We start from the raw sequence: 25,012 nt of genomic DNA, 5'->3' as shown, positions 1-25,012 counted from the left end.
CATTAAATCACTCGCATGGTAAAACCGGTACCAGTGGGCGTGGAGCCTGGGTTTGATCGCACTTTCAGCGGCGATGAAATGAATTTCACTGCATTTTCTTGTAGTTGCATGTTTTTATTAAATTAATGTCAGCAAATTCTTAGAAATAAGTGTTTTGACGTATTGAGCATCCCGGAGAGGATTATTTTTACACAATGTTTATTTTTATTTGGTGATAATTGCGCAAGGGTATTGGGTTGAGCGCCATGTTTCGCCCTGTAACAGATTTTGTCCCTCTATCGCCCCCCGGCGTGGTGATTTATTCAGCAAATTTTTCTCAGAGAGCTACCGTTATAGTGGCCACGATCACACTTTTCGCTCATCCCTGCTGCTCCTCCCTGCCTAATCCCCATCGGGATGAGGACGTCGCTGCAGGAGGTCGGCACACTAACGCCAACGTTTTAGTAAAGGACCCGGATTTCTTATGTCACAGACTTCTTTTAATAAAGATCAGTTTCAGGCTGCACTGACCCGTCAGTGGCAGCATCTTGGCTTACAGTCCGCTTCTGAGATGACGCAGCGTCAGTGGTGGCACGCCGTGAGCGGCGCGCTGGCCGAGCTGTTATCGGCTCAGCCGATCGCGAAACCCGCGAAAGGACAGCGACACGTCAACTACATCTCGATGGAGTTTTTGATTGGCCGCCTGACCGGTAACAACCTGCTGAACCTCGGCTGGTATCAAGGGGTGAGCGATGAGCTGAAAGCGCACGACATCCACCTGACCGACCTGCTGGAAGAAGAGATCGATCCGGGACTGGGTAACGGCGGCCTGGGCCGTCTGGCAGCCTGTTTCCTCGACTCCATGGCGACCGTAGGCCAGTCAGCAACCGGCTATGGCCTCAATTATCAATACGGTCTGTTCCGCCAGTCTTTCAACGATGGCCAGCAGATTGAAGCACCTGATGACTGGGGGCGTAGTCGCTACCCATGGTTCCGCCATAACGAACAGCTGGACGTACAGGTCGGGCTGGGCGGTAAGGTGAGCAAGAGCGGTGCCTGGCAGCCGGCGTTTGTGATTACCGGTGAAGCCTGGGATCTGCCGGTACTGGGCTATCGCAATAACGTCGCGCAGCCGCTGCGTTTATGGCAGGCGACCCACGCGCATCCGTTTAACCTGACCAAATTTAACGACGGCGATTTCCTGCGTGCTGAACAGCAGGGTATCGACGCGGCCAAACTGACTAAAGTACTCTACCCGAACGACAACCACCAGGCAGGGAAAAAGCTGCGTCTGATGCAGCAGTACTTCCAGTGCGCCTGTTCGGTTGCCGATATTCTGCGTCGTCATCATCTGGCAGGCCGCAAGCTGGCCGAGCTGGCGGATTACGAAGTGATCCAGCTTAACGACACGCACCCGACGATTGCCATCCCTGAACTGCTGCGCGTGCTGATCGATGAGCACCAGCTGAGCTGGGACGATGCATGGGCTATTACCAGCAAAACCTTCGCCTATACCAACCACACGCTGATGCCTGAAGCGCTGGAGTGCTGGGACGAGAAGCTGGTCAAAGCGCTGCTGCCGCGTCACATGCAGATCATTAACGAAATCAACAAACAGTTTAAAACCCTGGTTGAGAAAACCTGGCCGGGCGATAAGCAGGTGTGGGCGAAACTGGCGGTGGTGCATGACAAGCAGGTTCGTATGGCGAACATGTGCGTGGTCAGCGGCTTCGCGGTGAACGGCGTGGCGGCACTGCACTCCGATCTGGTGGTGAAGGATCTGTTCCCGGAATATCACCAGCTGTGGCCGAACAAATTCCATAACGTTACCAACGGCATCACGCCGCGCCGCTGGATTAAACAGTGCAACCCGGCCCTGGCCGCGCTGCTGGATAAGACGCTGAAGAAAGAGTGGGCTAACGACCTCGATCAGCTGATTAATCTTGAAAAATATGCCGATGATGCGGCGTTCCGTAAAACGTATCGTGACATCAAGCTGGCGAACAAAGTCCGTCTGGCGGAGTTCGTTAAGCTGCGTACCGGTATCGAGATTAACCCGCAGGCGATTTTCGATATCCAGATCAAGCGTCTGCACGAGTACAAACGTCAGCACCTCAACCTGCTGAACATCCTGGCGCAGTACAAAGAGATTCGTGAAAATCCGCAGGCAGACCGTGTACCGCGCGTATTCCTGTTTGGCGCGAAAGCGGCACCGGGCTACTACCTGGCGAAGAACATCATTTTCGCTATCAACAAGGTAGCGGAAGCGGTCAATAACGACCCGCTGGTGGGCGATAAGCTGAAAGTGGTGTTCCTGCCGGATTATTGTGTCTCCGCGGCGGAAATGCTGATCCCAGCGGCGGATATCTCTGAGCAGATCTCCACGGCAGGTAAAGAAGCCTCCGGTACCGGCAACATGAAGCTGGCGCTGAACGGCGCATTGACCGTCGGCACTCTGGACGGCGCGAACGTTGAAATCGCTGAGCAGGTCGGCGAGGAAAACATCTTTATCTTCGGTAACACCGTCGAAGAAGTGAAAGCGCTGAAGGCGAAAGGCTATGACCCTCTGAAATGGCGTAAGAAAGACAAGCTGCTGGATGCGGTGCTGAAAGAGCTGGAAAGCGGTAAGTACAGCGATGGCGATAAACACGCCTTCGACCAGATGCTGCACAGCCTGCTGAAAGGCGGCGACCCGTACCTGGTGCTGGCGGACTTCGAAGCCTATGTGGCGGCGCAGAAGCAGGTGGATGAATTGTACCGTGACCAGGAAGCCTGGACGCGCGCGACCATTCTGAATACTGCGCGTTGCGGTATGTTCAGCTCCGACCGCTCTATCCGCGATTATCAACAACGTATCTGGCAGGCAAAACGCTAAGGACGGGCCTATGGAGACTCAACGCCTTGATAACGCCGCGCTGGCGGCAGGGATAAGCCCTGACTACATCAATGCGCATGGTAAGCCGCAGTCTATTGCTGCGTCGACGAAAAAGCGTCTGCTTGATGCGATGCATCGGACCACTGCCGCCACGAAAGTGGCGGTCGATCCCCTGCCGGTGGTGAAGGTGTTCACCCACGGGAAAAAAATGTCGCTGCCGGTCGCCGGCAGCGGTGAATTCCAGTGGATCCTCACTACCGAAGAGGGGAAGCAGTATCAGGGCAAGGTTAGCGGCGGCGATACGCTGCCGCTGCCGGTGAAACTCCCGGAAGGCTATCATTCACTGACGCTCACCCAGGATGGGGAGCGCTGGCACTGTCGGGCGATTGTCGCGCCCGTACGCTGCTATGAACCTCAGGCGCTGAAAGAGGGCCAAAAGTTGTGGGGCGCCTGCGTGCAGCTCTATACGCTGCGCTCAGAGAACAACTGGGGAGTGGGCGACTTTGGCGATTTACGTGCGATGCTGCCGCAAATCGCTCAGCGCGGCGGGGCGTTTATCGGCCTCAACCCGATTCATGCGCTCTATCCAGCAAACCCGGAAAGCGCCAGCCCATACAGCCCGTCTTCGCGGCGCTGGCTGAACGTTATCTATATCGACGTGAACGCGGTCGATGATTTCCGGTTGAACAAAGAAGCCCAGGCCTGGTGGCACTCACCGGAGACGCAGCAGGCTTTACAGGCGGCGCGTCAGACCGAGGATGTGGATTACACCGCGGTCACCGCGTTGAAAATGACTGCGTTGCGCATGGCCTGGCAGCGTTTTTCTGCCCGCAACGATGACGCCATGACGGCGTTTCGTCAGTTCGTGCTGCGCGAGGGCGAAAGCCTGTACTGGCAGGCGGCATTTGATGCGCTGCATGCCTGGCAGGTTCAGCAAGATCCGCTGCGCTGGGGCTGGCCGGCATGGCCAAAAGCCTACCAGGATATCACCAGCCCTGAAGTGAAAGCCTTCTACACTGAACATGCTGATGAGGTGAGTTTCTACCTCTGGCTGCAGTGGTTGGCCTGGTCACAGTTTGCCGACTGCTGGCAGACTAGCCAACGAGATGCGATGCCGATTGGCCTGTATCGCGATCTGGCGGTTGGTGTGGCGGAAGGGGGATCGGAAACCTGGTGTGACCGTGAGCTGTACTGCCTGAAAGCCTCCGTTGGTGCACCGCCGGACATTCTCGGTCCGCTGGGACAAAACTGGGGCCTGCCGCCGATGGATCCGCATATCATCGTCTCCCGGGCGTATGAGCCGTTTATCGAACTGCTGCGGGCCAACATGCAAAACTGCGGCGCGCTGCGTATCGACCACGTGATGTCGGTCCTGCGTCTGTGGTGGATCCCGTACGGCGAAACCGCCGACCACGGGGCCTATGTGCAGTATCCGGTGGACGATCTGCTGTCGATTCTGGCGCTGGAGAGTCAGCGTCAGCGCTGCATGGTGATCGGCGAAGACCTCGGTACGGTGCCGGTAGAGATTGTCGGCAAGCTGCGTAAGAGCGGCGTTTATTCCTACAAAGTGCTCTATTTCGAAAATGACCACGAGAAGAATTTCCGCGCGCCGCAGACGTATCCGGTGCAATCAATGGCGGTGGCGACAACGCATGACCTGCCGACGCTGCGCGGCTACTGGGAAAGCGGAGATCTGACGCTGGGCAAATCGTTAGGCCTGTATCCGGATGAAGTGGTGCTGCGCGGTCTGTATCAGGATCGCGAGCTGGCGAAGCAGGGGCTGCTGGACGCCCTGCATGAATACGGCTGCCTGCCAAAACGCGCCGGGCATCATGCTTCGCTGATGGCGATGAGCTCCACTCTGAATCGCGGGATGCAGCGTTATATTGCCGATAGCAACAGCGCGTTGCTGGGGCTGCAGCCGGAAGACTGGCTGGAGATGGCTTCTCCGGTCAATATTCCGGGCACCAGCACCGAGTATCCGAACTGGCGGCGCAAGCTGTCGGTGACCCTTGAGCAGATGTTTGCCGATGAACGGGTGAATAAGCTGATTAAGGATCTGGATAAGCGTCGTAAAGCGGCGGCGAAGAAGAATAAGTAGTATTGCGGTTCCCCGATTGCGGCAGACGCGTAGGGGAACTGTGTAAAAGGTCCCAAGAAAAAGGCCGGGTCGCGACATGCTGACCCGGCCTTTTTTCTATCACACTACCTGACTTACACCACCATCCCCAGCAGCAGACAACCCACCAGGCCGCAGACTGAGATAATGGTTTCCAGCATCGACCAGGACTTGATGGTCTCACCGATGGTCAGGTTGAAGTACTCCTTGAACAGCCAGAAGCCCGGGTCGTTGACGTGAGAGAAGATCACGCTACCTGAGCCCACTGCAATCACCATCAGTTCCGGGCTGACGCCGGTGGTGGCGATCAGCGGAGCCGCAATGCCCCCCGCGGTGATGGCCGCGACGGTTGCCGAGCCCAGTGCGATACGCAGCACGGCGGCGATAGACCAGGCCATAAACAGCGGAGACATGTTGGATTCATGCATGATAGAGGCGATGTATTTATCCATGCCGCTATCTACCAGCACCTGTTTGAAGGCGCCGCCGCCGCCGATGATCAGCAGCATCATGGCGATGATTTTGATCGATGAAGTCAGCGTCTCGTTGATCTGATCCATCGAACGGCCGCGGTTCAGACCGAAGGTGAACAGGGCAATTAAGACCGCGATCAGGGTTGCCATCACCGGGTCGCCAAAGAATTCAGCAACCGGCAGGAAGGCGTGACCTTTTGGCAGCACCATTTCAGCCACGGCGCGCATTGCCATCAGCACCACCGGGACCAGCGAAGTCCAGACGCTGACGCCGAAGCCCGGCATCTCTTCTTCGGTGAAGGTTTTCGGGTTGTGCAGGCCTTCCGGAATCGGTTTATCGATGTTCTTCAGGCAACGGGCATAGACCGGACCGGCCAGAATCACGGTCGGAATAGCCAGCAGCGTACCGTACAGTAAGGTTTTACCCATGTCGGCATGGAAGATGGTGGCGATCGCCGTCGGACCCGGGTGCGGAGGCAGGAAACCGTGGGTAACGGAGAGCGCGGCCGCCATTGGGACACCGACATACAGCAGCGGGATACGAGCAGACGCGGCGATGGTAAAGACCAGCGGCAGCATCAGCACAAAGCCCACTTCATAGAACAGGGCGAAGCCGACGGTAAAACCAGTCAGCACTACTGCCCATTGAATGTGCTTTTTGCCAAATTTGGCGATGAGGGTCGTAGCGATACGCTGAGCGCCACCACAATCCGCCAGCAGCTTACCGAGCATGGCGCCAAAGCCCATGATCAGCGCAAGACTGCCGAGGGTGCCTCCCACGCCGTTTTTAATGGATACGATGACTTTATCCAGCGGCATACCCTGCATCAGTCCGACGGCGAGAGCCACCAGAACCAGCGCGATAAAACCGTTCATTTTGAAGCGGATCATCAGCAGTAATAACAGGGCAACCCCGATAGCAACGATGACTAATGGCATAATTTACCTGGCCTTTCATTTGTTATGGGTAACGTCAAATTTCAATCTCTTTTCGCTTGCTCCCACGCGGGTGGCAAGCGGTGCGGCGCCATAAAATGGACTATCACTCCTGTAAGAAAGGATAGCTGGCTATTTTTATAGCAGCGGTGCCTGAAACAGATGATACGGGTAACATATGCAGGTTGAGAATCACCCGACGGGGGTAAATTTTAAATATGAGACTTAAGTCATACTCTTTCCCGGGTTTTAGCCGGATAGCTTAGCGGGAAATGCTGGGTGGGGGCGTCAGAAAAGCAGCCCGGCAGGTGAAACACCGCCGGGCGTGATACGGAAGGGGAGACTTAGTAGTAGGAGTGCTCGCCGCGCTGGTGTTCGGTCAGGTCGCGCACGCCTTTCAGCTCCGGGAATTCGTTCAGCAGTTGCTTCTCGATCCCTTCTTTCAGGGTCACATCGACCATGGAGCAGCCGTTACATCCGCCGCCGAACTGCAGGATCGCCAGGCCGTCTTCAGTGATTTCCATCAGCGTAACGCGCCCGCCATGGCCGGCCAGCTGCGGGTTAATCTGCGATTGCAGCATGTACTCCACGCGCTCCATCAGCGGTGCATCGTCGGAGACTTTACGCATCTTGGCGTTCGGCGCCTTCAGCGTCAGCTGAGAACCCAGCTGATCGGTTACGAAGTCAATTTCAGCGTCATCGAGGTACGGCGCGCTGAGTTCGTCGACATAGGCGGTCAGTTGCTCAAACTTCAGCGCCGTGTCGGTGGCTTCCACCGCATCCGGTGGGCAGTAGGAAACGCCGCACTCAGCGTTAGGGGTGCCGGGATTGATCACAAATACGCGAATTTGTGTCCCTTCTTCCTGATTGACCAGCAGTTTGGCAAAGTGCGCTTGTGCAGCATCGGAAATACGGATCATAGCGTTGGCCTAATAGTTGACTATTTTACTGGGTTATAATACGCCCATCAGCAGGGGTCTACAAGGTACGGCATATACACCATACCTGAACCGTCGCGGCGCCGTTTCGCAAAAGCAGGCGGGATATCTCGGCGACGGTGCTTCCGGTTGTGACGACATCATCCACAATGGCGATATGGTGACCCTGAACCGGGATTTCAAGCTGAAAGGCATTTTTCAGGTTGCGTCGACGTAATCGGGCGGAGAGTTGATGCTGGGTTGCGGTACGCCGGTGGCGCCGTAACGCATCACTATGCCAGGCGCAGTGCATCCAGCGCGCCAGCGGGAGACAGAGCAGGTCGCTTTGATTGAAACCCCGCCGCCAGTGGCGCCGCTGCCAGAGCGGGACGCTGACGAGCCGGTCCGGCCGGGGTAATTCCGCGCTCTGGCGCAGGCGTAACAGCAGCAGGCGCGCCAGCGCCGGGGCCAGTTCCGGGCGCGCGGTAAACTTCAACTGATGCACCAGGTGGCTCAGCGGTGCCCGGTAGTCATTGACCGCCACCAGACGTTGCCACGGCGGCGGTTTTTGCACGCAGCGTCCGCAGGGCTGCAGGCCGGTGATGGCCGGCAGTCCACACTGCGGGCACAGCGGTTGCGGGTGCAGTAATGCACTGGTGCAGCGCGAACAGATCCCCCATCCGCTGAGCGCCAGCGGCATTTGGCATAGCCAGCATAAGCTGTGTGCTGTTAGCATATTTCACCTCATAGTGATGGAAAGAGAACAGTAACTGATGAACGACATCTGGTGGCAAACCACGGGCGAAGGAAATTGTCATCTTGTGCTGCTGCACGGCTGGGGGCTGAATGCCGGGGTATGGGATGGCGTCGTGTCGGAACTGGCCTCGCATTTTACGCTACATCTGGTCGACCTGCCGGGCTACGGCCGCAGTCGTGGTTTTGGCGCACTGTCGCTGGACGCGATGGCGCAGCTGGTGGTGGAAAAAGCGCCGGAAAGGGCGGTCTGGTTGGGCTGGAGCCTCGGCGGGCTGGTGGCCAGTCAGGTGGCGTTGCAGCATCCTGAGCGGGTGCTGGGGCTGGTGACCGTTGCCTCTTCCCCTTGTTTCGGTGCCGATGGCGACTGGCCGGGTATCAAGGCGGAGGTGTTGAGCGGTTTCCAGCAGCAGCTGAGCGAGGATTTTCAGCGCACCGTTGAGCGTTTTCTGGCGCTGCAGACCATGGGTACAGAAAGTGCGCGTCAGGACGCCCGGGCGTTGAAAAGCACGGTACTGTCGCTACCTATGCCCTCCACTGAGGTATTAAATGGCGGCCTGGAGATCCTCAAAACCACGGACCTGCGCCAGCCGCTGGCGGCGTTAACGATGCCGTTTATCAGGCTGTATGGCCGACTGGATGGTCTGGTGCCGCGCAAAATCGTGCCCCTGCTGGATGCCTCATGGCCGCAGAGCGAATCTCTCGTCTTTGATAAAGCCGCCCACGCGCCGTTTATCTCGCACCCGCAGGCGTTTTGCCACCCGCTGGTGGCGCTGAAAAACCGCCTGAGCAATTATTTGTAGCCAGCTGTGGCAAAAATCCCGGTCAAAGCAATACTTAGGTTGTCACGGAGAAAATGAATTTCGGTCATTACCGTGTCCTATAAAAACAACCTGATGGAGAGTTAGGCTATGAAACTTATTACGGGTATTGCTGCATCTCTGGTTATTGGATCCCTGTCTTTCGGCGTATTTGCGGCGAAAGAGATTCAAAAAGATGAAGTTGCGTCGATGAATTTGACGAAAGTCGGAAGCATTACCACCTCTAAAACGACATCTCCGATGGATGCAAAACGCGATCTGTCGAAGAAAGCGGATGAGCTGGGCGGCAAGTATTTTGTGGTCATTGCCGGTGAGAAAAACGAGAAAACCGTGCACGCTAACGCCGACGTCTACAAATAAGCAAAAAGCGGGTCCTCAGGACCCGCTTTTTGCTGTGCTCTTCCCGCCGTCATGGCGTTCAGCGCAGTGCCCACCACTCCCGTAAACAGGCGTTGCCCTCCGGGCAGCTTTTGCAGTTACCGGACAAGCAGCTGTCTTTGTCTTCCTTGATACGCATGACTTTTCCCATGGCTTCCAGGCGACTCAGCATGGCGTCAACCAGCGGCTGCGGCGTATGGAGACGGGCGCTGAGTTGCGTCGCCTCCATACGGCCCTGCAGGGCCAGCATATCGCGGACTTCAATCAGTGACGCCATCATGGTTTCCTAGTGGCAATCCCCTGCCGGACTCTGGCAGCAGGATGACGGCGTTTTGCGCGTGGCCAACAGCGAGACGTCCACCCGGCTACGCGCCCGGCGCAGCAGACCAAAGACCACGACGTTAAACAGGATCACCGACAGGATGCACACCAGGCTATAGCGGGGATGCTGGCTGAAGCTGACGGTCTGGTAGTACAGCGTCGAGAGTGAATAGGCGATGTTCAGCCCCCACAGGATGGAGAATGACATCCAGCCACGGCTGGATTCGCGGGCGATAGCCCCCATCACCGAGATGCACGGAATATAGAGCAGAACGAAAATCAGGTAGCTGTAGGCGGCCGCAGCGCTGCCGAACTTGCTGCCCATCACGCCCATGGCGCCGGTTTCCATTTCACCATCGCCTTTGCTGGCTTCGATAGGGTTAGCCAGCACGCTCAGGCTGAAGGTATCTTTCAGGCTCTGCCACGTCTCGTCTACCGCCGCCAGCAGCTCGTCACCGAGGTGGAACTCCTGCGGGTTAAAGGCTTCATTCTGGATATCTTCCGCGGTGTAGAGCGTGTTCAGCGTCCCGACTACCACCTCTTTGGCCATCGCACCGGTAAACAGCCCGACGGTCGCCTGCCAGTTATCTTCATGCACGCCGATCGGTTTGAAAATCGGGGTGATCACCCGGCTGACCGACGCCAGCGCCGAATCGTTGATGTTGTTCACCAGTTTCCCGTTGAGCGAGAAGCTGTTCAGGGCGCTGAGGAAGATACTGACGATCACGATAACTTTACCCGCGCGCAGGACGAAGCCTTTCAGGCGCTGCCAGGTCTGAATGATCAGGCTCTTAATATGCGGAACGTGATAGACCGGAAGCTCCATGACGAACGGCGAGGCTTCGCCACGCATAATGGTGTGTTTAAGCATCAGGCCGGTCAGGATCGCCATCACAATGCCAAGCAGATACAGCGAGAACACCGCCAGCGCACCGTTCTGACCGAAAAACGCAGCGGCGAAGACGGCGAAGATCGCCAGACGTGCGCCGCAGGACATAAACGGCGCCATCATGATAGTCATCAAGCGTTCACGCGGCGCATCCAGCGTGCGCGCCCCCATCACCGACGGGACGTTACAGCCGAAGCCGACAATCAACGGCACGAAGGATTTGCCCGGCAGGCCCAGCGCCTGCATCAGACGGTCCATAACGAACGCCGCCCGCGCCATATAACCGGAATCCTCAAGGAAGGAGAGGAACAGGTACATCATGCCAATCTGCGGCACCAGCGGCAGGACGGTATTGATACCGCCGCCAATCCCCTGGGCCAGAAAAACGGTCAGCCAGTCTGGAAGATGCAGCGTGTAGCCCAGCCACTGGATACCGTGGATAAAGATGGCGACGGAGCCGGCGTCGAAGAACGGCTGCAGCGCGCCGCCGATGTTGATCGCCAGCAGGAACATCAGGTACATGACAAACAGGAACACCGGTAGCCCCAGCACGCGGCTGAGGACGATTTTATCCATCGCGGCGGTAAAGCGGCTCGGTTCAGCGGTCAGAGTGTTGCTGACCGCATCGCAGATGGCGGCGATGCTTTGATAACGGGCATCGGCAATATGTAGCGCCGGATCGTCAATCTCGTTGCTCAGGTTGGCGAGCGCGGCGTCTAATTTATGCTCGGCATTGCCGGCATTGCCGGCATTGCCGGCGTATGCGCGGCTGTAAATATCGCCCTCCAGCATCTGCAGACCCAGCCAGCAGCGTTGACGTTCCGGGATGTCCTGCGCCATCTCCTGGGCCAGCAGGTTGGCTTCACGCAGCAGCGGCTGCGGATAGTGCACCAGTTCGAGCGCGGTATTTTGCTGGTGGCGATCGACCGCCATTTTTAAGGCTTCAATCCCGCGACCGCGCGTAGAAACCAGCGGGATCACCGGGCAGCCGAGACGAGCTGCGAGCGCATCAACGTCGATACGGATTTTTTGTTTCTCGGCGATATCCAGCATATTCAGGGCGACGATGCAGGGGAAACCGAGTTCCAGTAACTGGAGGGTCAGGTAGAGGTTACGTTCCAGGTTTGAGGCGTCGACCACGTTAATCAGCATGTCGGCGTCGCCGCTCAGAATATAGTGGCAGGCTATTTGCTCATCCAGAGAGGTTTGCGAAGAGATGGTGGTGAGCGAGTAAGTTCCCGGAAGGTCAACCAGCGTGACCTGGTGGTCCGTGGTGGTAAACGCCCCTTCTTTACGCTCAACGGTCACCCCGGCCCAGTTGCCTACGCGCTGGCGGGCGCCGGTGAGCTGGTTGAATAAGGTTGTTTTACCGGAATTAGGATTTCCAATTAAACCAATGGTTAATTTTTTCATATTTCAGACTCTAAGTGCCGGGCCGGCGTTATTGTGCAACCGCTTCCAGTTCGATTAAATCGAGATCTTTTTTACGTAATACCAGGCTCACGCGCCGGGTTTCGATATGAACAGGATCGCCAAGCGGTGCGACGCGAACCACACTAAAAGAAGAGCCTGGCAGCATTCCAAGAGACAGCAGTTTCTGACGATAAGCCGGGCTAATATCGCGAGAGAAACCAGTGATTTTCCACGCACTATGAGGAGTGAATTGCATAGGGCCTACTTGTCATCGCTAAGTCAATGAGAATGGATTGCATGCGATAGCCACACCGCGCCGGGGAGCATCGCCAACGGAGAAAATATATACTAACTACGAATGATGATAATGATAATGGTTTTTATCATCAATACATAACCAGTGTAATAATCAACTTAGACCGGCAAATTTGCCTGTTTTTTGATATGACGCAAGGTCTGTGACATAGGGAAAAATAAAGGCAAAGTGAGCTGCTGTTGTTAATGTTTAATTAAGGTTTCATTGGTTAACAAAATGAAATCTTTAGGCGGGGAATATTTACTCATTTAATTAACCGTAATTAACGGTAATTAACCCGTTACCAGAATATATAAACGCTCAGAGGTTGTTGGCCGAGGGAAAGGGAATGGCGAATGTTGCGGGAATGAAAACGGCCCCTCGTCAGAGGGGCCGGGAAGGCATTAGCGTTTTTTGCCCATTGCCGCAGCCAGCGCGTCCATCATGGCGCTGTTACCGGTAGACGCTGTTTCACGGCCACGAGGTTTCGCCGTTTTCGCTGCCGGGCGGTTACCCTGCGGGCGTTCATTGCCGCCGCTGCGCCGGGCGTTGCTCTCGCCTGGTTGCTCGTCCAGACGCATGGTTAAGGCGATACGCTTACGCTGCAGGTCGACCTCCATCACTTTCACCTGCACGATATCACCGGCTTTGACCACGGTATGCGGGTCTTCGACGAATTTATTCGACAGCGATGAAATATGTACGAGGCCATCCTGGTGAACGCCGATATCGACAAAGGCGCCAAAGTTGGTGACGTTGGTGACCGCCCCTTCAAGCACCATGCCGGGCAGCAGGTCGTTCATGGTTTCCACGCCGTCTGCAAACTTCGCGGTTTTAAACTCCGGACGCGGGTCACGGCCAGGCTTTTCCAGCTCTTTGATGATGTCGGATACCGTTGGCACACCAAACTTGTCATCGGTGAAATCGGCGGCTTTCAGGTTGCGCAGTTCGCTGCTGTTGCCCATCAGGTCGTTTAACGCCTGTTGGGTGGCGGCCAGAATGCGCTCCACGATCGGGTAGGCTTCCGGGTGCACGGTAGAGGCATCCAGCGGGTTATCACCGTGGTTGATGCGCAGGAAGCCGGCGCACTGTTCAAAGGCTTTTGGCCCGAGGCGGCTCACTTTCAGCAGTTGCTGGCGGTTCTGGAACTGACCGTTTTCATCGCGCCAGGCGACGATATTCTGCGCCATCATCCGGGTCAGGCCGGCCACGCGGGTAAGCAGCGGCACCGACGCGGTGTTCAGGTCTACGCCGACGGCGTTTACGCAGTCTTCGACGACCGCATCCAGCTTACGCGCCAGCTGCGACTGGCTAACGTCGTGCTGATACTGGCCCACGCCGATGGATTTCGGGTCGATTTTAACCAGCTCGGCCAGCGGGTCCTGCAGACGACGGGCGATAGATACCGCACCACGAATGGAGACGTCGAGGTCCGGGAATTCCAGCGCTGCGAGTTCGGAGGCGGAGTAGACGGAGGCGCCTGCTTCGCTAACGATCACCTTCTGCGCAGTAACTTTCGGGAACTGCTGCTGCACGTCGAGGAAGAAACGCTCGGTTTCACGGGAAGCGGTGCCGTTACCGATCGCCACCAGCTCGACGTTGTGTTTTTCGCACAGCGCAGCCACGGCAACCGCCGCTTTAGCGGCCTGCCCGGTGTGCGGGTAGATGGTATCGGTGGCCACCAGTTTGCCGGTGCCATCGACAACCGCGACCTTGACCCCGGTACGCAGGCCAGGATCGAGGCCCATGGTGGCGCGCAGACCGGCAGGTGCCGCCATCAGCAGATCGTGCAGGTTACGGGCAAAGACATTGATCGCTTCATCTTCCGCGCGTTCACGGACGGTGCCCATTAGCTCGGTTTCGAGGTGCATCAGCACCTTGATGCGCCAGGTCCAGCTCACCACGCCTTTACGCCAGCTGTCCGCCGGGGCGTTGTTCAGGCGCAGGCCAAGATGGTTGATAATAATGAGCTCGCACTGGCTCTCTTTCGGCGGCTCATCGAACTGCGGGTCGGCATTGAGGGCCAGCTGCAGTATGCCTTCGTTGCGCCCACGGAACATCGCCAGCGCACGGTGTGAAGGGACGGTAGCGATCGGCTCGTGATGGTCGAAGTAGTCGCGGAACTTGGCGCCTTCTTCTTCTTTACCCGTCACGACGGTGGCGACCAGGTGGGCATTCTTCCACAGATAGTCGCGCACTTTTGCCAGCAGTTGGGCGTCTTCGGCGAAACGCTCCATCAGGATGTAGCGTGCGCCATCAAGGGCGGCTTTGGTATCGGCGATGCCTTTGTCGGCATCGATAAATCTGGCGGCTTCCGTCTCCGGATCGTGGGACGGTTCGTTCCACAGCAGGTCTGCCAGCGGCTCCAGTCCAGCCTCAATCGCAATCTGCCCGCGGGTGCGGCGTTTTGGTTTGTAGGGCAGGTAGAGGTCTTCGAGCTCGGTTTTGCTCAGGGTGGTGGTGATGGCTTTCTCCAGCGCGTCGGTCAGCTTGCCCTGTTCACCGATCGATTTGAGAATCGACTGACGGCGGTCTTCCAGTTCACGCAAATAACCGAGACGGGTTTCCAGATTACGCAGCTGCGTGTCATCCAGACCGCCGGTGACTTCTTTACGATAACGTGCAATAAACGGCACGGTATTCCCTTCATCAAGCAGGCGAACGGCAGCTTCTACCTGTTCAGACCTGGCCTGAAGTTCACCCGCAATAATGCGGCAGAGCGAATCATTCATCATGTCTATTTCATCTTGTGGATCGAAAATCAGGGGATAGTTATACGGGCTGGCACGGTAAAATGCCAGTCGCCGCACGAGGGTCTCAGAATGTTCCGGACGCGCTATTTAACATATTCAATCTCGTTCACGTACCAGCTGGCTTCGCCTGCCGGGGTGTTGACCACCGCCAGGTCGCCGACCTCTTTTTTCAACAGCGCGCGGGCCATCGGCGAGTCGATGGAGATGTAGTCTTTGCGCCCGAAGATTTCATCGTAGCCCACGATGCGAAAACGCTTGGTATCGCCCTCGTCGTTTTCGATTTCCACCCACGCGCCGAAGAACACTTTGCCCTCCTGCTGCGGGGAGTAATCGACAATCTTCAGATGTTCCAGACATTTGGTGAGGTAGCGTACCCGGCGGTCAATTTCACGCAGACGCTTTTTGTTGTACTGGTAATCCGCATTCTCGCTCCGGTCACCGAGGCTGGCAGCCCAGGTCACTTTCTTCGTCACTTCCGGACGCTCTTCACGCCACAAATAGTCCATTTCTTTTTTAAGTTTTTCATACCCTTCACGGGTGATCAGCGGCGTTTTCATTCATCGATCTACCTTCAGGTTACCGGTATTGCACATGGGGATGTGCGGTTGCGCACAATTCGTAGTGCGTAATAATACCGACAGGATAAATAATGTGTCTTATGATTAAATGTATGCTTAAGCTGCTGTTAAATATGCTTTGTAACAATTTAGCCTGGAATATATACCAGATTTAGCTGGTGGGCGAGCCGGGCTTTTTTGAGAATACGCACTGACAAATGCAGTGAACCTTTGGGAGTATAAACAATGCAAGAGAATTATAAGATTCTTGTTGTCGATGATGACATGCGTCTGCGTGCGCTGCTCGAACGTTATCTGACCGAGCAAGGCTTCCAGGTTCGTAGCGTCGCAAACGCTGAACAGATGGATCGTCTGTTAACCCGCGAATCGTTCCACCTGATGGTGCTGGATCTGATGCTACCGGGCGAAGATGGCTTGTCCATTTGCCGTCGTCTGCGTAGCCAGAGCAACCCGATGCCTATCATCATGGTGACGGCGAAAGGGGAAGAAGTTGACCGTATCGTGGGCCTCGAAATCGGTGCTGACGACTACATTCCGAAACCATTTAACCCGCGTGAACTGCTGGCCCGTATTCGTGCCGTGCTCCGTCGCCAGGCGAATGAGCTGCCGGGCGCGCCGTCGCAGGAAGAAGCGGTCATCGCTTTCGGCAAGTTTAAGCTGAACCTCGGTACCCGTGAGATGTTCCGTGAAGATGAGCCGATGCCGCTCACCAGCGGCGAGTTCGCGGTGCTGAAAGCGCTGGTCAGCCATCCTCGCGAACCGCTCTCCCGTGACAAGCTGATGAACCTGGCCCGTGGTCGCGAATACTCGGCGATGGAGCGTTCCATCGACGTGCAAATCTCCCGTCTGCGCCGTATGGTTGAAGAGGACCCGGCCCATCCGCGTTATATCCAGACCGTGTGGGGGCTTGGCTACGTATTTGTACCGGACGGCGCTAAGGCATGAAACGCCTGCGTTTCTCGCCGCGAAGCTCGTTTGCCCGCACCCTGTTGCTGATCGTCACTCTGCTGTTTGTCAGCCTGGTGACGACCTATCTGGTGGTGCTGAACTTTGCGATCCTGCCGAGCCTCCAGCAGTTTAATAAGGTGCTGGCATACGAAGTGCGTATGCTGATGACCGATAAGCTGCAGCTGGAGGACGGTACGCAACTGGTGGTGCCGCCGGCGTTTCGGCGCGAGATTTATCGCGAGCTGGGGATTTCGCTGTACTCCAACGAAGCGGCGGAAGATGCAGGTCTGCGCTGGGCGCAGCATTATGAGTTCTTAAGTCAGCAGATGGCGCATCAACTGGGTGGGCCAACCGAAGTGCGGGTTGAGGTGAATAAAAGCTCTCCCGTGGTGTGGTTGAAAACCTGGCTGTCACCCAATATCTGGGTGCGCGTACCGCTGACCGAAATCCATCAGGGCGACTTCTCTCCACTGTTCCGCTATACCCTGGCAATTATGCTGCTGGCGATTGGCGGGGCCTGGCTGTTTATTCGTATTCAGAACCGACCCCTGGTCGACCTGGAGCATGCGGCGTTGCAGGTTGGACGCGGCATTATTCCGCCACCGCTGCGGGAGTACGGTGCCTCTGAAGTGCGGTCGGTGACCCGGGCCTTTAACCATATGGCCGCCGGCGTCAAACAGCTGGCGGACGACCGAACCCTGCTAATGGCTGGCGTCAGTCACGATCTGCGTACGCCGTTGACGCGTATTCGCCTGGCGACGGAGATGATGGGCGAAGAGGACGGTTACCTCGCCGAATCGATTAACAAAGATATCGAAGAGTGCAACGCCATCATCGAGCAGTTCATCGACTATCTGCGTACCGGTCAGGAGATGCCGATGGAGCTGGCGGACCTGAACTCGGTGTTGGGTGAGGTTATCGCGGCGGAGAGCGGTTATGAGCGGGAAATCGCGACTAATCTGCAGGCAGGCGAAATCCCTCTGCGGATCCACCCGCTGTCGATCAAACGTGCGCTGGCCAATATGGTGGTTAACGCTGCGCGTTATGGTAACGGCTGGATTAAAGTGAGCAGCGGTAGCGAAGCCAACAGCGCATGGTTCCAGGTCGAGGATGATGGCCCGGGGATCAAGCCGGAGCAGCGCGAACATCTGTTCCAGCCGTTTGTTCGCGGCGACAGCGCCCGAAGTACCAGCGGAACCGGACTGGGGCTGGCGATTGTGCAGCGTATTATTGATAACCATAACGGTCGCCTGGAGATTGGCTCCAGCGAGCGCGGTGGGTTGTTGATTCGTGCGTGGTTGCCGGTGCCGTTCCAGCGTGTACAGGCGCCTACGAAGCCAGGGAAAGAGAGTTAATCTATCCAGGTTATGAGTTGGTGAGAAACGTAAAAAGCCGGGCATTTGCCCGGCTTTTCTTTATCTATCGACTGCGGATTAGCGTTTCGGGCCTGCGGCCACCAGCGCTGCGCCTGCCGGCGTATCGGTGTACTTCTCAAAGTTCTCAACGAACAGTTTCGCCAGCTGCTCGGCTTTCTCCTGCCACTGCTCCGGCGACGCGTAGGTATTACGCGGGTCGAGAATATGCGTATCCACACCCGGCAGCGAGGTCGGGATCTGCAGATCAAACATCGGCAGGGTGAAGGTTTCCGCATCGTCCAGCGAACCGTCGAGAATGGCGTCGATAATGGCGCGGGTATCTTTAATTGAGATACGTTTGCCGGTGCCGTTCCAGCCGGTGTTGACCAGGTAGGCCTGGGCGCCGGATGCCTGCATGCGTTTTACCAGCACTTCCGCATACTGTGTCGGGTGCAGCGACAGGAACGCCGCGCCGAAACAGGCCGAGAAGGTCGGCGTTGGTTCGGTTACACCACGCTCGGTGCCTGCCAGCTTGGCGGTAAAGCCGGAGAGGAAGTGGTACTGGGTCTGGTCAGCGGTCAGGCGCGATACCGGCGGCAGTACGCCGAAGGCATCCGCAGTCAGGAAGATGACTTTGGTGGCATGGCCCGCTTTAGAGACCGGCTTAACAATGTTTTCGATATGATCGATCGGGTAGGAGACGCGGGTGTTCTCGGTTTTCGAACCATCATCGAAATCAATGGTGCCGTCAGCGCGCACGACGACGTTTTCCAGCAGCGCATCGCGGCGGATGGCGTGATAGATATCCGGCTCGGCGGCTTCCGACAGTTTAATGGTTTTGGCGTAGCAACCGCCTTCGAAGTTGAAGACGCCGTCGTCATCCCAGCCGTGCTCGTCATCGCCAATCAGGCGGCGTTTCGGGTCGGTGGACAGGGTGGTTTTGCCGGTGCCGGAAAGCCCGAAGAAGACCGCAACGTCCCCTTTTTCGCCGACGTTGGCGGAGCAGTGCATCGACGCGATGCCCTGCAGCGGCAGCAGGTAGTTCATGATAGAGAACATCCCTTTCTTCATCTCGCCGCCGTACCAGGTCCCGCCGATCAGCTGAATGCGCTCGGTCAGGTTGAAGGCGACGAAGTTCTCAGAGTTCAGACCCTGTTCTTGCCACTGTGGGTTGGTGCATTTGGCGCCGTTCATCACGATAAAGTCTGGCGTAAAGTTAGCCAGTTCTTCTTCGCTTGGGCGGATGAACATGTTTTTGACAAAGTGTGCCTGCCAGGCCACTTCGGTAATAAAACGCACGCTCAGGCGGGTGTCGGCGTTGGCGCCACAGAATGCATCAACGATGAAAAGACGCTTACCGGAAAGCTGATTGGTGACCAGTCCTTTCAGATGTTGCCAGGTTTCCTGAGACAGCGGTTTGTTGTCATTCTTACCGTTGCCTTTATCTGACCACCACACGGTGTCGCGGGTGGTGTCATCGCGAACGATATATTTATCTTTCGGCGAACGACCGGTGAAAATGCCGGTATCGACAGCGATCGCGCCGAGACTGGTGAGGATACCACGCTCATACCCTTCCAGACTGGGATCGAGTTCCTCTTGATACAATGTTTCGTAGCTTGGGTTGTGGACGATATCCTGGACGTCGTTGATACCATAAGCCTTGAGATCCTGCGGGGTTAAACCATGATTAACGCGCATGTCACTGCTCCTTAGCCATTAAGATATACTGCTTCAAATTGTAGGGGTTCTTTAGGGGTATAGACCGCGACCAGGCTCATAGATTTACGTATCTCGACAAACGCCTTACTTACGAAAAACACGGTGACTCCTGTCACGAAGCGTGCGTGATTATCTCAGGAAAATGGCGATGGGTGGTGATAGATGTTTCTTATTGGTTAAAAAGTAATTAAAGAAACTGCCGAAATGTGAATGTAATCGCTTTCTTGAAAGAAAACTACGTAACTCTTTCAGTGAAAATCGATTCATCTCGCGAAGGAAAATTTCACGCCAGCGGCGGCGGCGGCAGAAAACCGACACCGGGCCCGCTGGCGGGGGAAGAAAATCAGTGAACCTGTGGGTCGGCCGGAGAGGCGTTATTGCGGATCTCGGCGATATCCATCGCATTGAAGAGGTAATGACTGCCGCAGTAATCGCAGTGCATATCAATTTCGCCTTCGTCAGCCAGGATGCTGTCGATCTCTTCATCCGGCAGCGTTTTCAGCGCACCGGCGCAGCGCTCGCGAGAACAGGTGCATTTAAATTCCACATTCTGCGGATCGTAAACGGTCACTTCTTCTTCGTGATACAGGCGCCACAGCACGTCGGTCGCAGAGAGGGTGAACAGCTCTTCGGCTTTGATGGTCTCCGTCAGGGTCGCCAGATGCTCAAAGTCTGTCGCCTGCGCATCCTGTGCCGGCATTACCTGCAGTAACATGCCTCCGGCCATCGGTTTACCTTCAAGTTCGCCGGTACGGATGACCAGACGGGTCGGCAGCTGCTCAGAGCGCTGGAAATAATCTTCCAGACAGGCCGCGAGAGTGTCGCCTTCCAGACCGACGACGCCCTGATAGCGCTCGCCTTCATCCGGAGAGATAGTAATGACGAGATAACCATTACCGACCAGCGTTTTCAGATCCGCATCTTCCGGAATATCGCCCTGAACGCGCGCGACGCCGCGCAGCTGCTGCTGGTTGGTGCCGTTAATCACCGCCAGAGACAGCGGCCCGTCGCCCTGCAACTGCACGGTAATATCGCCGGCAAATTTTAGCGTTGCGGTCAGCAGGCTGGTGGCAACCAGCAGCTCGGCCAGCACGGTTTTAACCGGCTGCGGATAGCTGTGATTCTCAAGAATCTGCGCCAGGGTTTCTGATACGGTCACCAGTTCACCGCGTACGGCAACGTTTTCAAACAGGTAACGATGTAATTGATCGTGTTGAGTCATAATTATCTCTCTTGCTGGCCACAGTGGCTTCTACGGATATAGAAGGTTATTCACTGTCACCGTGTTTAAATCTCATCAGGTCGCGGCGTTCTTTCTTGTCCGGACGTCTGTCGGGATGGGGCATGGTCAGCGCGTTCATTTTGCGCGCCAGCGCCGTTTTCTCGCGCTTTTCGATGCTCTCCGCCGTCTCTTCATACAACGAGACGGCTTCGCTGGCTGGCCGGCGCTGTTCCATGATCGCTTTGACGAGTAGCGTGCGGTCGTCATTGCCCTGGCGTAGGGTCAGGATTGCGCCTGGCTCGACGATTTTCCCCGGTTTACTGCGCTGCCCGTTGTAGTGCACCTTGCCGCCTTCAATCATCTCGCGCGCCAGCGCACGGGTTTTATAGATGCGGGCCGCCCACAGCCATTTGTCCAGCCTGACGGCGTCGACGGGTTTTTCTTTCATGGCCTCTCCTGTTGGGTCAGGGAAGGGATCAGCCGCCGGTAATCGTTCAACCCTGGGTGGCGAGCATAGCTTTTTTCCGCCAGCCCGGAATCCGGATTGGTGATGCCAAGGCAGTAGCGAATACCGAACTGCGCGGCAGCGTCCAGAATGGCCTCGTTATCATCGACAAAGAGCGTTTTACGCGCATCAAAGCCGGTTTCTTCCTCGACCGCACGCCATAAGCGCTGATCCTCTTTCGGATAACCAAATGTGTGGGTGGAAAGCAATAAATCAAGGTGTGCATCGAGGCCGGTATGCTTAAGTTTTACGGCCAGGTTGTGCGGATGGGCGTTGGTCAACAGGATCCGCTGCTTGCCGCTGGCTTTGAGCGCATCAAGAAACGGCACGGTATCTTCACGCAGTGAAGCGCGTGGCCCCTGCTCGCTGGTCATCGCACGAATATCCAAATTCAGACGCTCGCTCCAGTAATCAAGACAGTACCAGTTTAGCGTATGCTGAACCGCATGGTACTCCTGGTGCATCGCCTCTTTGGCTTCTGTCAGGCTGAGCCCGCGTGCGGCCCCCCAGGTTTCCGGAACCAGCTTTTGCCAGAAATAGTTGTCGAAGGCGAGGTCGAGCAGCGTGCCATCCATATCCAGCAGAACGGTATCGACCTCCTGCCAGGCAATATCTACGTGCATGGTGAGTCTCCAGCAAGGGGGGAAATGCGCGACAGGGTATCACACCCATCGCGCCGGGAATTACTCTTGATGATCCGTTGAGGGGATGAGGACCGGATTCAGGCAGCTTTCATAGTATTTTTGAATATCTTCCATTCGCTGACGATGGCGCTGATAGCGGCGAATCGTCAGGATCCCGTGCCAGGACATGCAGCCTAACATCGTCAGCAGCAGCAGGGTGGTGCCAAGATAGCGCCACAGGCCTGAGCGGTCGGGAATGCGATGCAGATTAATGTGCTGTGTCCCGTTGGCATCGGTGAACAGATTAGTGACAATTCCTTCGGCGTGGAATGGCGTACGCATCAGCATGCCCGCCAACCGTTGCAGCTCTCCCCACTGTTCATGCGCCGGATAGTCATACAGGCTGGTGGTGGGCCACGGCTGATTGACCAGTTCACTGCCTTCATCGCTGGCGATCACAAAGCCGCCAGGGGCCGGGCTGTTCAGCGCCTGTGCTGCGCGCGATGTCTCACGGACGATAAACGGCGCGGTTGACGTGGTGACCAGGTTCTCCAGTGATTCTGCGCTCACCGGGCGAAGAAGCACGTTGACGCCATCCAGCTTGCCAGAACTGGCGCGCTTGGTCAGAGCTTCCCAGTTACGGGTATTGCCAAGGTTAACCAGGGCATTTTTCAACCGGGTGCAGTCATCTTTGGCTGCGCACAAGCTATTGGTTTTGATTACGATATCGCCAAAGTCGTCCAGCAGTACCATGCCTGATTTCTGAATTGCCGAACGCAGCGCCGGGCTAACGCGCGAATCATCGTCCGGATCAGGGTGCAGCTGGCGCTGTACGGACTGCATCAGCGCGGTGGCTTTACTGACAATGTCGGACTCCGGCAGCGGCAGCGGCGGGGCTTCATTCCAGATGATCTGTGAGCAATCGAAGGGCATAAACGGCGAATTTTCTTTTGCCGTCCAGCTGTCGGGAGAGTGGATATTGCACATCCCAATCCCTTTCAGCCTGAGCGTATCGCCGATGCGAACCTGCGACTTTTCCATTTGCGCGACGGTGGTGGCTTCAATCGTTTGCGCGCCTTTCAACCACGAGAGGGTGAATTTAAAGGGCATATTCAACGGCACGCTGGCCCACAGCATCATCACCACCAGCAGCGCGCCGCTGGCGATAATAGCGCTGCGCAGCCAGTACTGCAGAGGAAAGTGTTTCACCTCATCGTGCAATGACAGGAAGCGTCCCTGGCGAACAACGTGGCGGCTCAGATAAATATCGATATCCGTTTGTTGTCCGAGGTCCAGGGCAATCCAGGGCTGCCAGTGGCGTGGATAAATCAGATCGATAATTCCCAGGGAGATGTTGTTGATCTGCTCCTGGTCATTTTCGCCAAACAGGCCCCAGCGTTTTGGCATCCCACGCAGACAGTGGATCTCCCGAAGCGAGGTCTTACGTGGCGGGGCATAGATCCCCCACAGGCCTGCTGCCAGCAACAGCAAGCCGCCGGCCAGCAACCATGGCGTAAATACGTAGGGACTGATCAGACTGAAGTAAAACAGCAGGAACGAGGCGACGATCAGGACGGCTTCACGAAGGCCGTCAGGGCGAATCAGGGCATGTTCTTCCTGGGTTTCCTGACGAATGTTCAGCAGCTCAATTTGCTCGCTCTCTTCCCCGCGTATCGAGGCCTGAGTGGCTGATACCCGCTCAAGCGCAAAGTTGCGATGCTCCTGCGGATAATCGCTGAGCGCGTGACCATTGAGTGCAATGACCAACGGCAGGCTCTCGGTGGGGATCAGCTCAACGCTATTTTCGTCATTAATATATTGTTCCCAGAACGGTGGAAGATGAACTTCTACCGAGTCGAGGAAATAGCGCCATTTGTTCGGTTCGTCAGAGGTAATGCCGTAGCGCGTAATCGCACGGGTGACGGTAAAGACGGTATCGCTCTGCAGCGTTAATGCGAGATTGGCCGGCGCCACGCTGGCCCCGGATGCTGGCGTCTGCTGTGCGCGATTGACACCCTCGAGGTACTTTTCTACCGCCCGCTGTTCATCCGTCGTGATCTTGCGCGTCGTGGCGTCACTAAAGGCATGCAGCAGGGGGAGGCGGCGACGTCTGGCATGCACGCGATACCACCACCCGATGAGCAATGCGCAGATTAGCAGAGCTGTGAAAGAAATCAGAAAGGTGCCCATGCCCATCCCATCATAGTTATTCTTTTCTTACAGGTTCGTCGATTGCATAACACGTTGCGCAAACCTGCAGTTTGCTCGTGGCAGATGTCGTGTAAATACGGGAAAAAATAGTATGCGATACAGCTGCCTGGTAGCTTATCAAAAACGCAAAAAATCAGGAATCAGTAAATTCTCAAAGACATTTCAAACTATTGACTTTTTTATCTTAATCAGCGTCCGTCTGCCTGTATTTAGGTTGCAATTATGTAAATTAGTGGCGAATTGAATTGCCGAAACCGTGGCGCGTATCGCACAATGACTTCTGGAATCACAGCATAGATCGATAACAATGAGCAAATCATTACAAAAACCCACCATTCTTAATGTTGAAACAGTAGCGCGTTCGCGTCTTTTTAACGTTGAAAGTGTGGATCTGGAGTTCAGTAACGGCGTGCGTCGCGTGTATGAACGCATGCGTCCTTCTACGCGTGAAGCCGTGATGATTGTCCCGATTGTTGATGACCACCTCATTCTGATTCGTGAATATGCCGTCGGCACCGAATCCTATGAACTGGGGTTCTCCAAAGGGTTGATTGATCCAGGGGAAACCGTGCTGGAGGCTGCCAACCGCGAACTGAAAGAAGAAGTCGGTTTCGGCGCCAACCAGCTGACGTTCCTGAAAAAACTCAGCATGGCGCCGTCGTATTTCTCCAGCAAGATGAATATTCTGGTGGCGGAAGACCTGTATCCGGAATCGCTGCCGGGCGATGAGCCGGAGCCGTTACCGCAGGTGCGCTGGCCGATATCGCAACTGATGGCGTTGCTGGATGAAGAAGACTTTAATGAAGCGCGCAACGTCAGTGCGTTGTTCCTGGTCCGCGAATGGCTGCTGGCTCAGGGGCGTTTGTAGCTCGCTAAAGTCGGTTGCAGACTCGAGCAGAGAGATAAAGAAAAAGCGCCCGCAGGCG

20 protein-coding genes are annotated in these 25,012 nt (G+C 56.2%); 7 read left to right on the top strand and 13 right to left on the bottom strand.

Going from position 1 to position 25,012, the window contains the following annotated elements:
- Window positions 1-463: 463 nt before the first annotated feature.
- The gene (gene malP, locus ACMYSO_RS12130) at window positions 464-2,854 is read left to right on the top strand and encodes a maltodextrin phosphorylase (protein ID WP_123757314.1); all 2,391 of its coding nucleotides are present in this window, start codon (window positions 464-466) and stop codon (window positions 2,852-2,854) included.
- Between the two features lie 10 nt (window positions 2,855-2,864).
- Window positions 2,865-4,955 (top strand): 4-alpha-glucanotransferase, encoded by a 2,091-nt coding sequence (gene malQ, locus ACMYSO_RS12125; protein WP_434670628.1) that lies wholly within the window; start codon window positions 2,865-2,867, stop codon window positions 4,953-4,955.
- A 113-nt stretch (window positions 4,956-5,068) separates the two neighbouring features.
- Here malQ and gntT read toward each other — a convergent pair whose 3' ends face one another.
- The 3 genes from gntT to gntX form a co-directional block, all read right to left on the bottom strand.
- Complete coding sequence (gene gntT, locus ACMYSO_RS12120) at window positions 5,069-6,385, bottom strand: gluconate transporter (protein ID WP_123757316.1); 1,317 nt, start codon at window positions 6,383-6,385, stop codon at window positions 5,069-5,071.
- A gap of 341 nt (window positions 6,386-6,726) precedes the next feature.
- The gene (nfuA, locus tag ACMYSO_RS12115; protein ID WP_123757317.1) at window positions 6,727-7,302 is read right to left on the bottom strand and encodes a Fe-S biogenesis protein NfuA; all 576 of its coding nucleotides are present in this window, start codon (window positions 7,300-7,302) and stop codon (window positions 6,727-6,729) included.
- Window positions 7,303-7,360: 58 nt separating this feature from the next.
- Window positions 7,361-8,035 (bottom strand): DNA utilization protein GntX, encoded by a 675-nt coding sequence (gene gntX / locus ACMYSO_RS12110; RefSeq protein ID WP_434670627.1) that lies wholly within the window; start codon window positions 8,033-8,035, stop codon window positions 7,361-7,363.
- Window positions 8,036-8,072: 37 nt separating this feature from the next.
- Between gntX and bioH the strand changes: the two genes are divergently transcribed.
- Entirely contained in the window at window positions 8,073-8,855 is a 783-nt protein-coding gene (gene bioH, locus ACMYSO_RS12105) for a pimeloyl-ACP methyl ester esterase BioH (RefSeq protein WP_434670626.1), read from the top strand.
- A 108-nt stretch (window positions 8,856-8,963) separates the two neighbouring features.
- Window positions 8,964-9,233 carry a YdgH/BhsA/McbA-like domain containing protein gene (locus ACMYSO_RS12100; RefSeq protein WP_123757320.1) on the top strand — a complete coding sequence of 90 codons (270 nt, stop codon included), beginning with the start codon at window positions 8,964-8,966 and terminating at the stop codon, window positions 9,231-9,233.
- 58 nt (window positions 9,234-9,291) lie between these two features.
- On the opposite strand, the gene feoC is transcribed toward ACMYSO_RS12100, so the two are convergent.
- The 5 genes from feoC to greB all read right to left on the bottom strand — a co-directional run bounded on the left by feoC (window position 9,292) and on the right by greB (window position 15,479).
- Complete coding sequence (gene feoC, locus ACMYSO_RS12095) at window positions 9,292-9,528, bottom strand: [Fe-S]-dependent transcriptional repressor FeoC (protein WP_434670793.1); 237 nt, start codon at window positions 9,526-9,528, stop codon at window positions 9,292-9,294.
- Window positions 9,529-9,537: 9 nt separating this feature from the next.
- Window positions 9,538-11,874 (bottom strand): Fe(2+) transporter permease subunit FeoB, encoded by a 2,337-nt coding sequence (gene feoB, locus ACMYSO_RS12090; RefSeq protein WP_434670624.1) that lies wholly within the window; start codon window positions 11,872-11,874, stop codon window positions 9,538-9,540.
- Window positions 11,875-11,902: 28 nt separating this feature from the next.
- The gene (feoA, locus tag ACMYSO_RS12085) at window positions 11,903-12,130 is read right to left on the bottom strand and encodes a ferrous iron transporter A (protein WP_434582714.1); all 228 of its coding nucleotides are present in this window, start codon (window positions 12,128-12,130) and stop codon (window positions 11,903-11,905) included.
- Window positions 12,131-12,573: 443 nt separating this feature from the next.
- A complete protein-coding gene (locus tag ACMYSO_RS12080) occupies window positions 12,574-14,904 on the bottom strand; it encodes a Tex family protein (protein WP_434670623.1) in 2,331 nt (776 codons plus the stop codon).
- A gap of 101 nt (window positions 14,905-15,005) precedes the next feature.
- Complete coding sequence (greB, locus tag ACMYSO_RS12075; protein WP_434670622.1) at window positions 15,006-15,479, bottom strand: transcription elongation factor GreB; 474 nt, start codon at window positions 15,477-15,479, stop codon at window positions 15,006-15,008.
- 246 nt (window positions 15,480-15,725) lie between these two features.
- Here greB and ompR point away from each other — a divergent pair, with 246 nt between their 5' ends.
- Both ompR and envZ read left to right on the top strand, forming a co-directional pair.
- A complete protein-coding gene (gene ompR, locus ACMYSO_RS12070) occupies window positions 15,726-16,445 on the top strand; it encodes an osmolarity response regulator transcription factor OmpR (RefSeq protein ID WP_006177890.1) in 720 nt (239 codons plus the stop codon).
- Window positions 16,442-17,803, top strand: coding sequence for a two-component system sensor histidine kinase EnvZ (envZ, locus tag ACMYSO_RS12065; protein WP_434670621.1), 1,362 nt, complete (start codon window positions 16,442-16,444; stop codon window positions 17,801-17,803). The genes ompR and envZ overlap by 4 nt, the downstream gene beginning before the upstream one ends.
- Before the next feature lie 78 nt (window positions 17,804-17,881).
- On the opposite strand, the gene pckA is transcribed toward envZ, so the two are convergent.
- The 5 genes from pckA to ACMYSO_RS12040 all read right to left on the bottom strand — a co-directional run bounded on the left by pckA (window position 17,882) and on the right by ACMYSO_RS12040 (window position 24,065).
- A complete protein-coding gene (gene pckA / locus ACMYSO_RS12060) occupies window positions 17,882-19,504 on the bottom strand; it encodes a phosphoenolpyruvate carboxykinase (ATP) (RefSeq protein WP_434582717.1) in 1,623 nt (540 codons plus the stop codon).
- Between the two features lie 364 nt (window positions 19,505-19,868).
- Entirely contained in the window at window positions 19,869-20,753 is an 885-nt protein-coding gene (hslO, locus tag ACMYSO_RS12055; RefSeq protein WP_434670792.1) for an Hsp33 family molecular chaperone HslO, read from the bottom strand.
- Between the two features lie 40 nt (window positions 20,754-20,793).
- Window positions 20,794-21,195, bottom strand: a complete 402-nt coding sequence (hslR, locus tag ACMYSO_RS12050) for a ribosome-associated heat shock protein Hsp15 (RefSeq protein ID WP_123757328.1) — start codon at window positions 21,193-21,195, stop codon at window positions 20,794-20,796.
- Complete coding sequence (gene yrfG, locus ACMYSO_RS12045; protein WP_123757329.1) at window positions 21,192-21,875, bottom strand: GMP/IMP nucleotidase; 684 nt, start codon at window positions 21,873-21,875, stop codon at window positions 21,192-21,194. Before yrfG ends, hslR begins: the two co-directional genes overlap by 4 nt.
- Before the next feature lie 60 nt (window positions 21,876-21,935).
- Complete coding sequence (locus ACMYSO_RS12040) at window positions 21,936-24,065, bottom strand: intracellular growth attenuator family protein (protein WP_434670620.1); 2,130 nt, start codon at window positions 24,063-24,065, stop codon at window positions 21,936-21,938.
- A 328-nt stretch (window positions 24,066-24,393) separates the two neighbouring features.
- Here ACMYSO_RS12040 and nudE point away from each other — a divergent pair, with 328 nt between their 5' ends.
- A complete protein-coding gene (gene nudE / locus ACMYSO_RS12035) occupies window positions 24,394-24,954 on the top strand; it encodes an ADP compounds hydrolase NudE (RefSeq protein WP_434582720.1) in 561 nt (186 codons plus the stop codon).
- Window positions 24,955-25,012 lie beyond the last annotated feature (58 nt).

Origin of the sequence: Klebsiella sp. B345 (genome assembly GCF_051131735.1) — a bacterium.
Classification (GTDB): Bacteria; Pseudomonadota; Gammaproteobacteria; order Enterobacterales; family Enterobacteriaceae; genus Klebsiella.
Note: the sequence above shows the minus strand (reverse complement) of the source record. Positions and strands in the feature narration are given on the sequence as shown.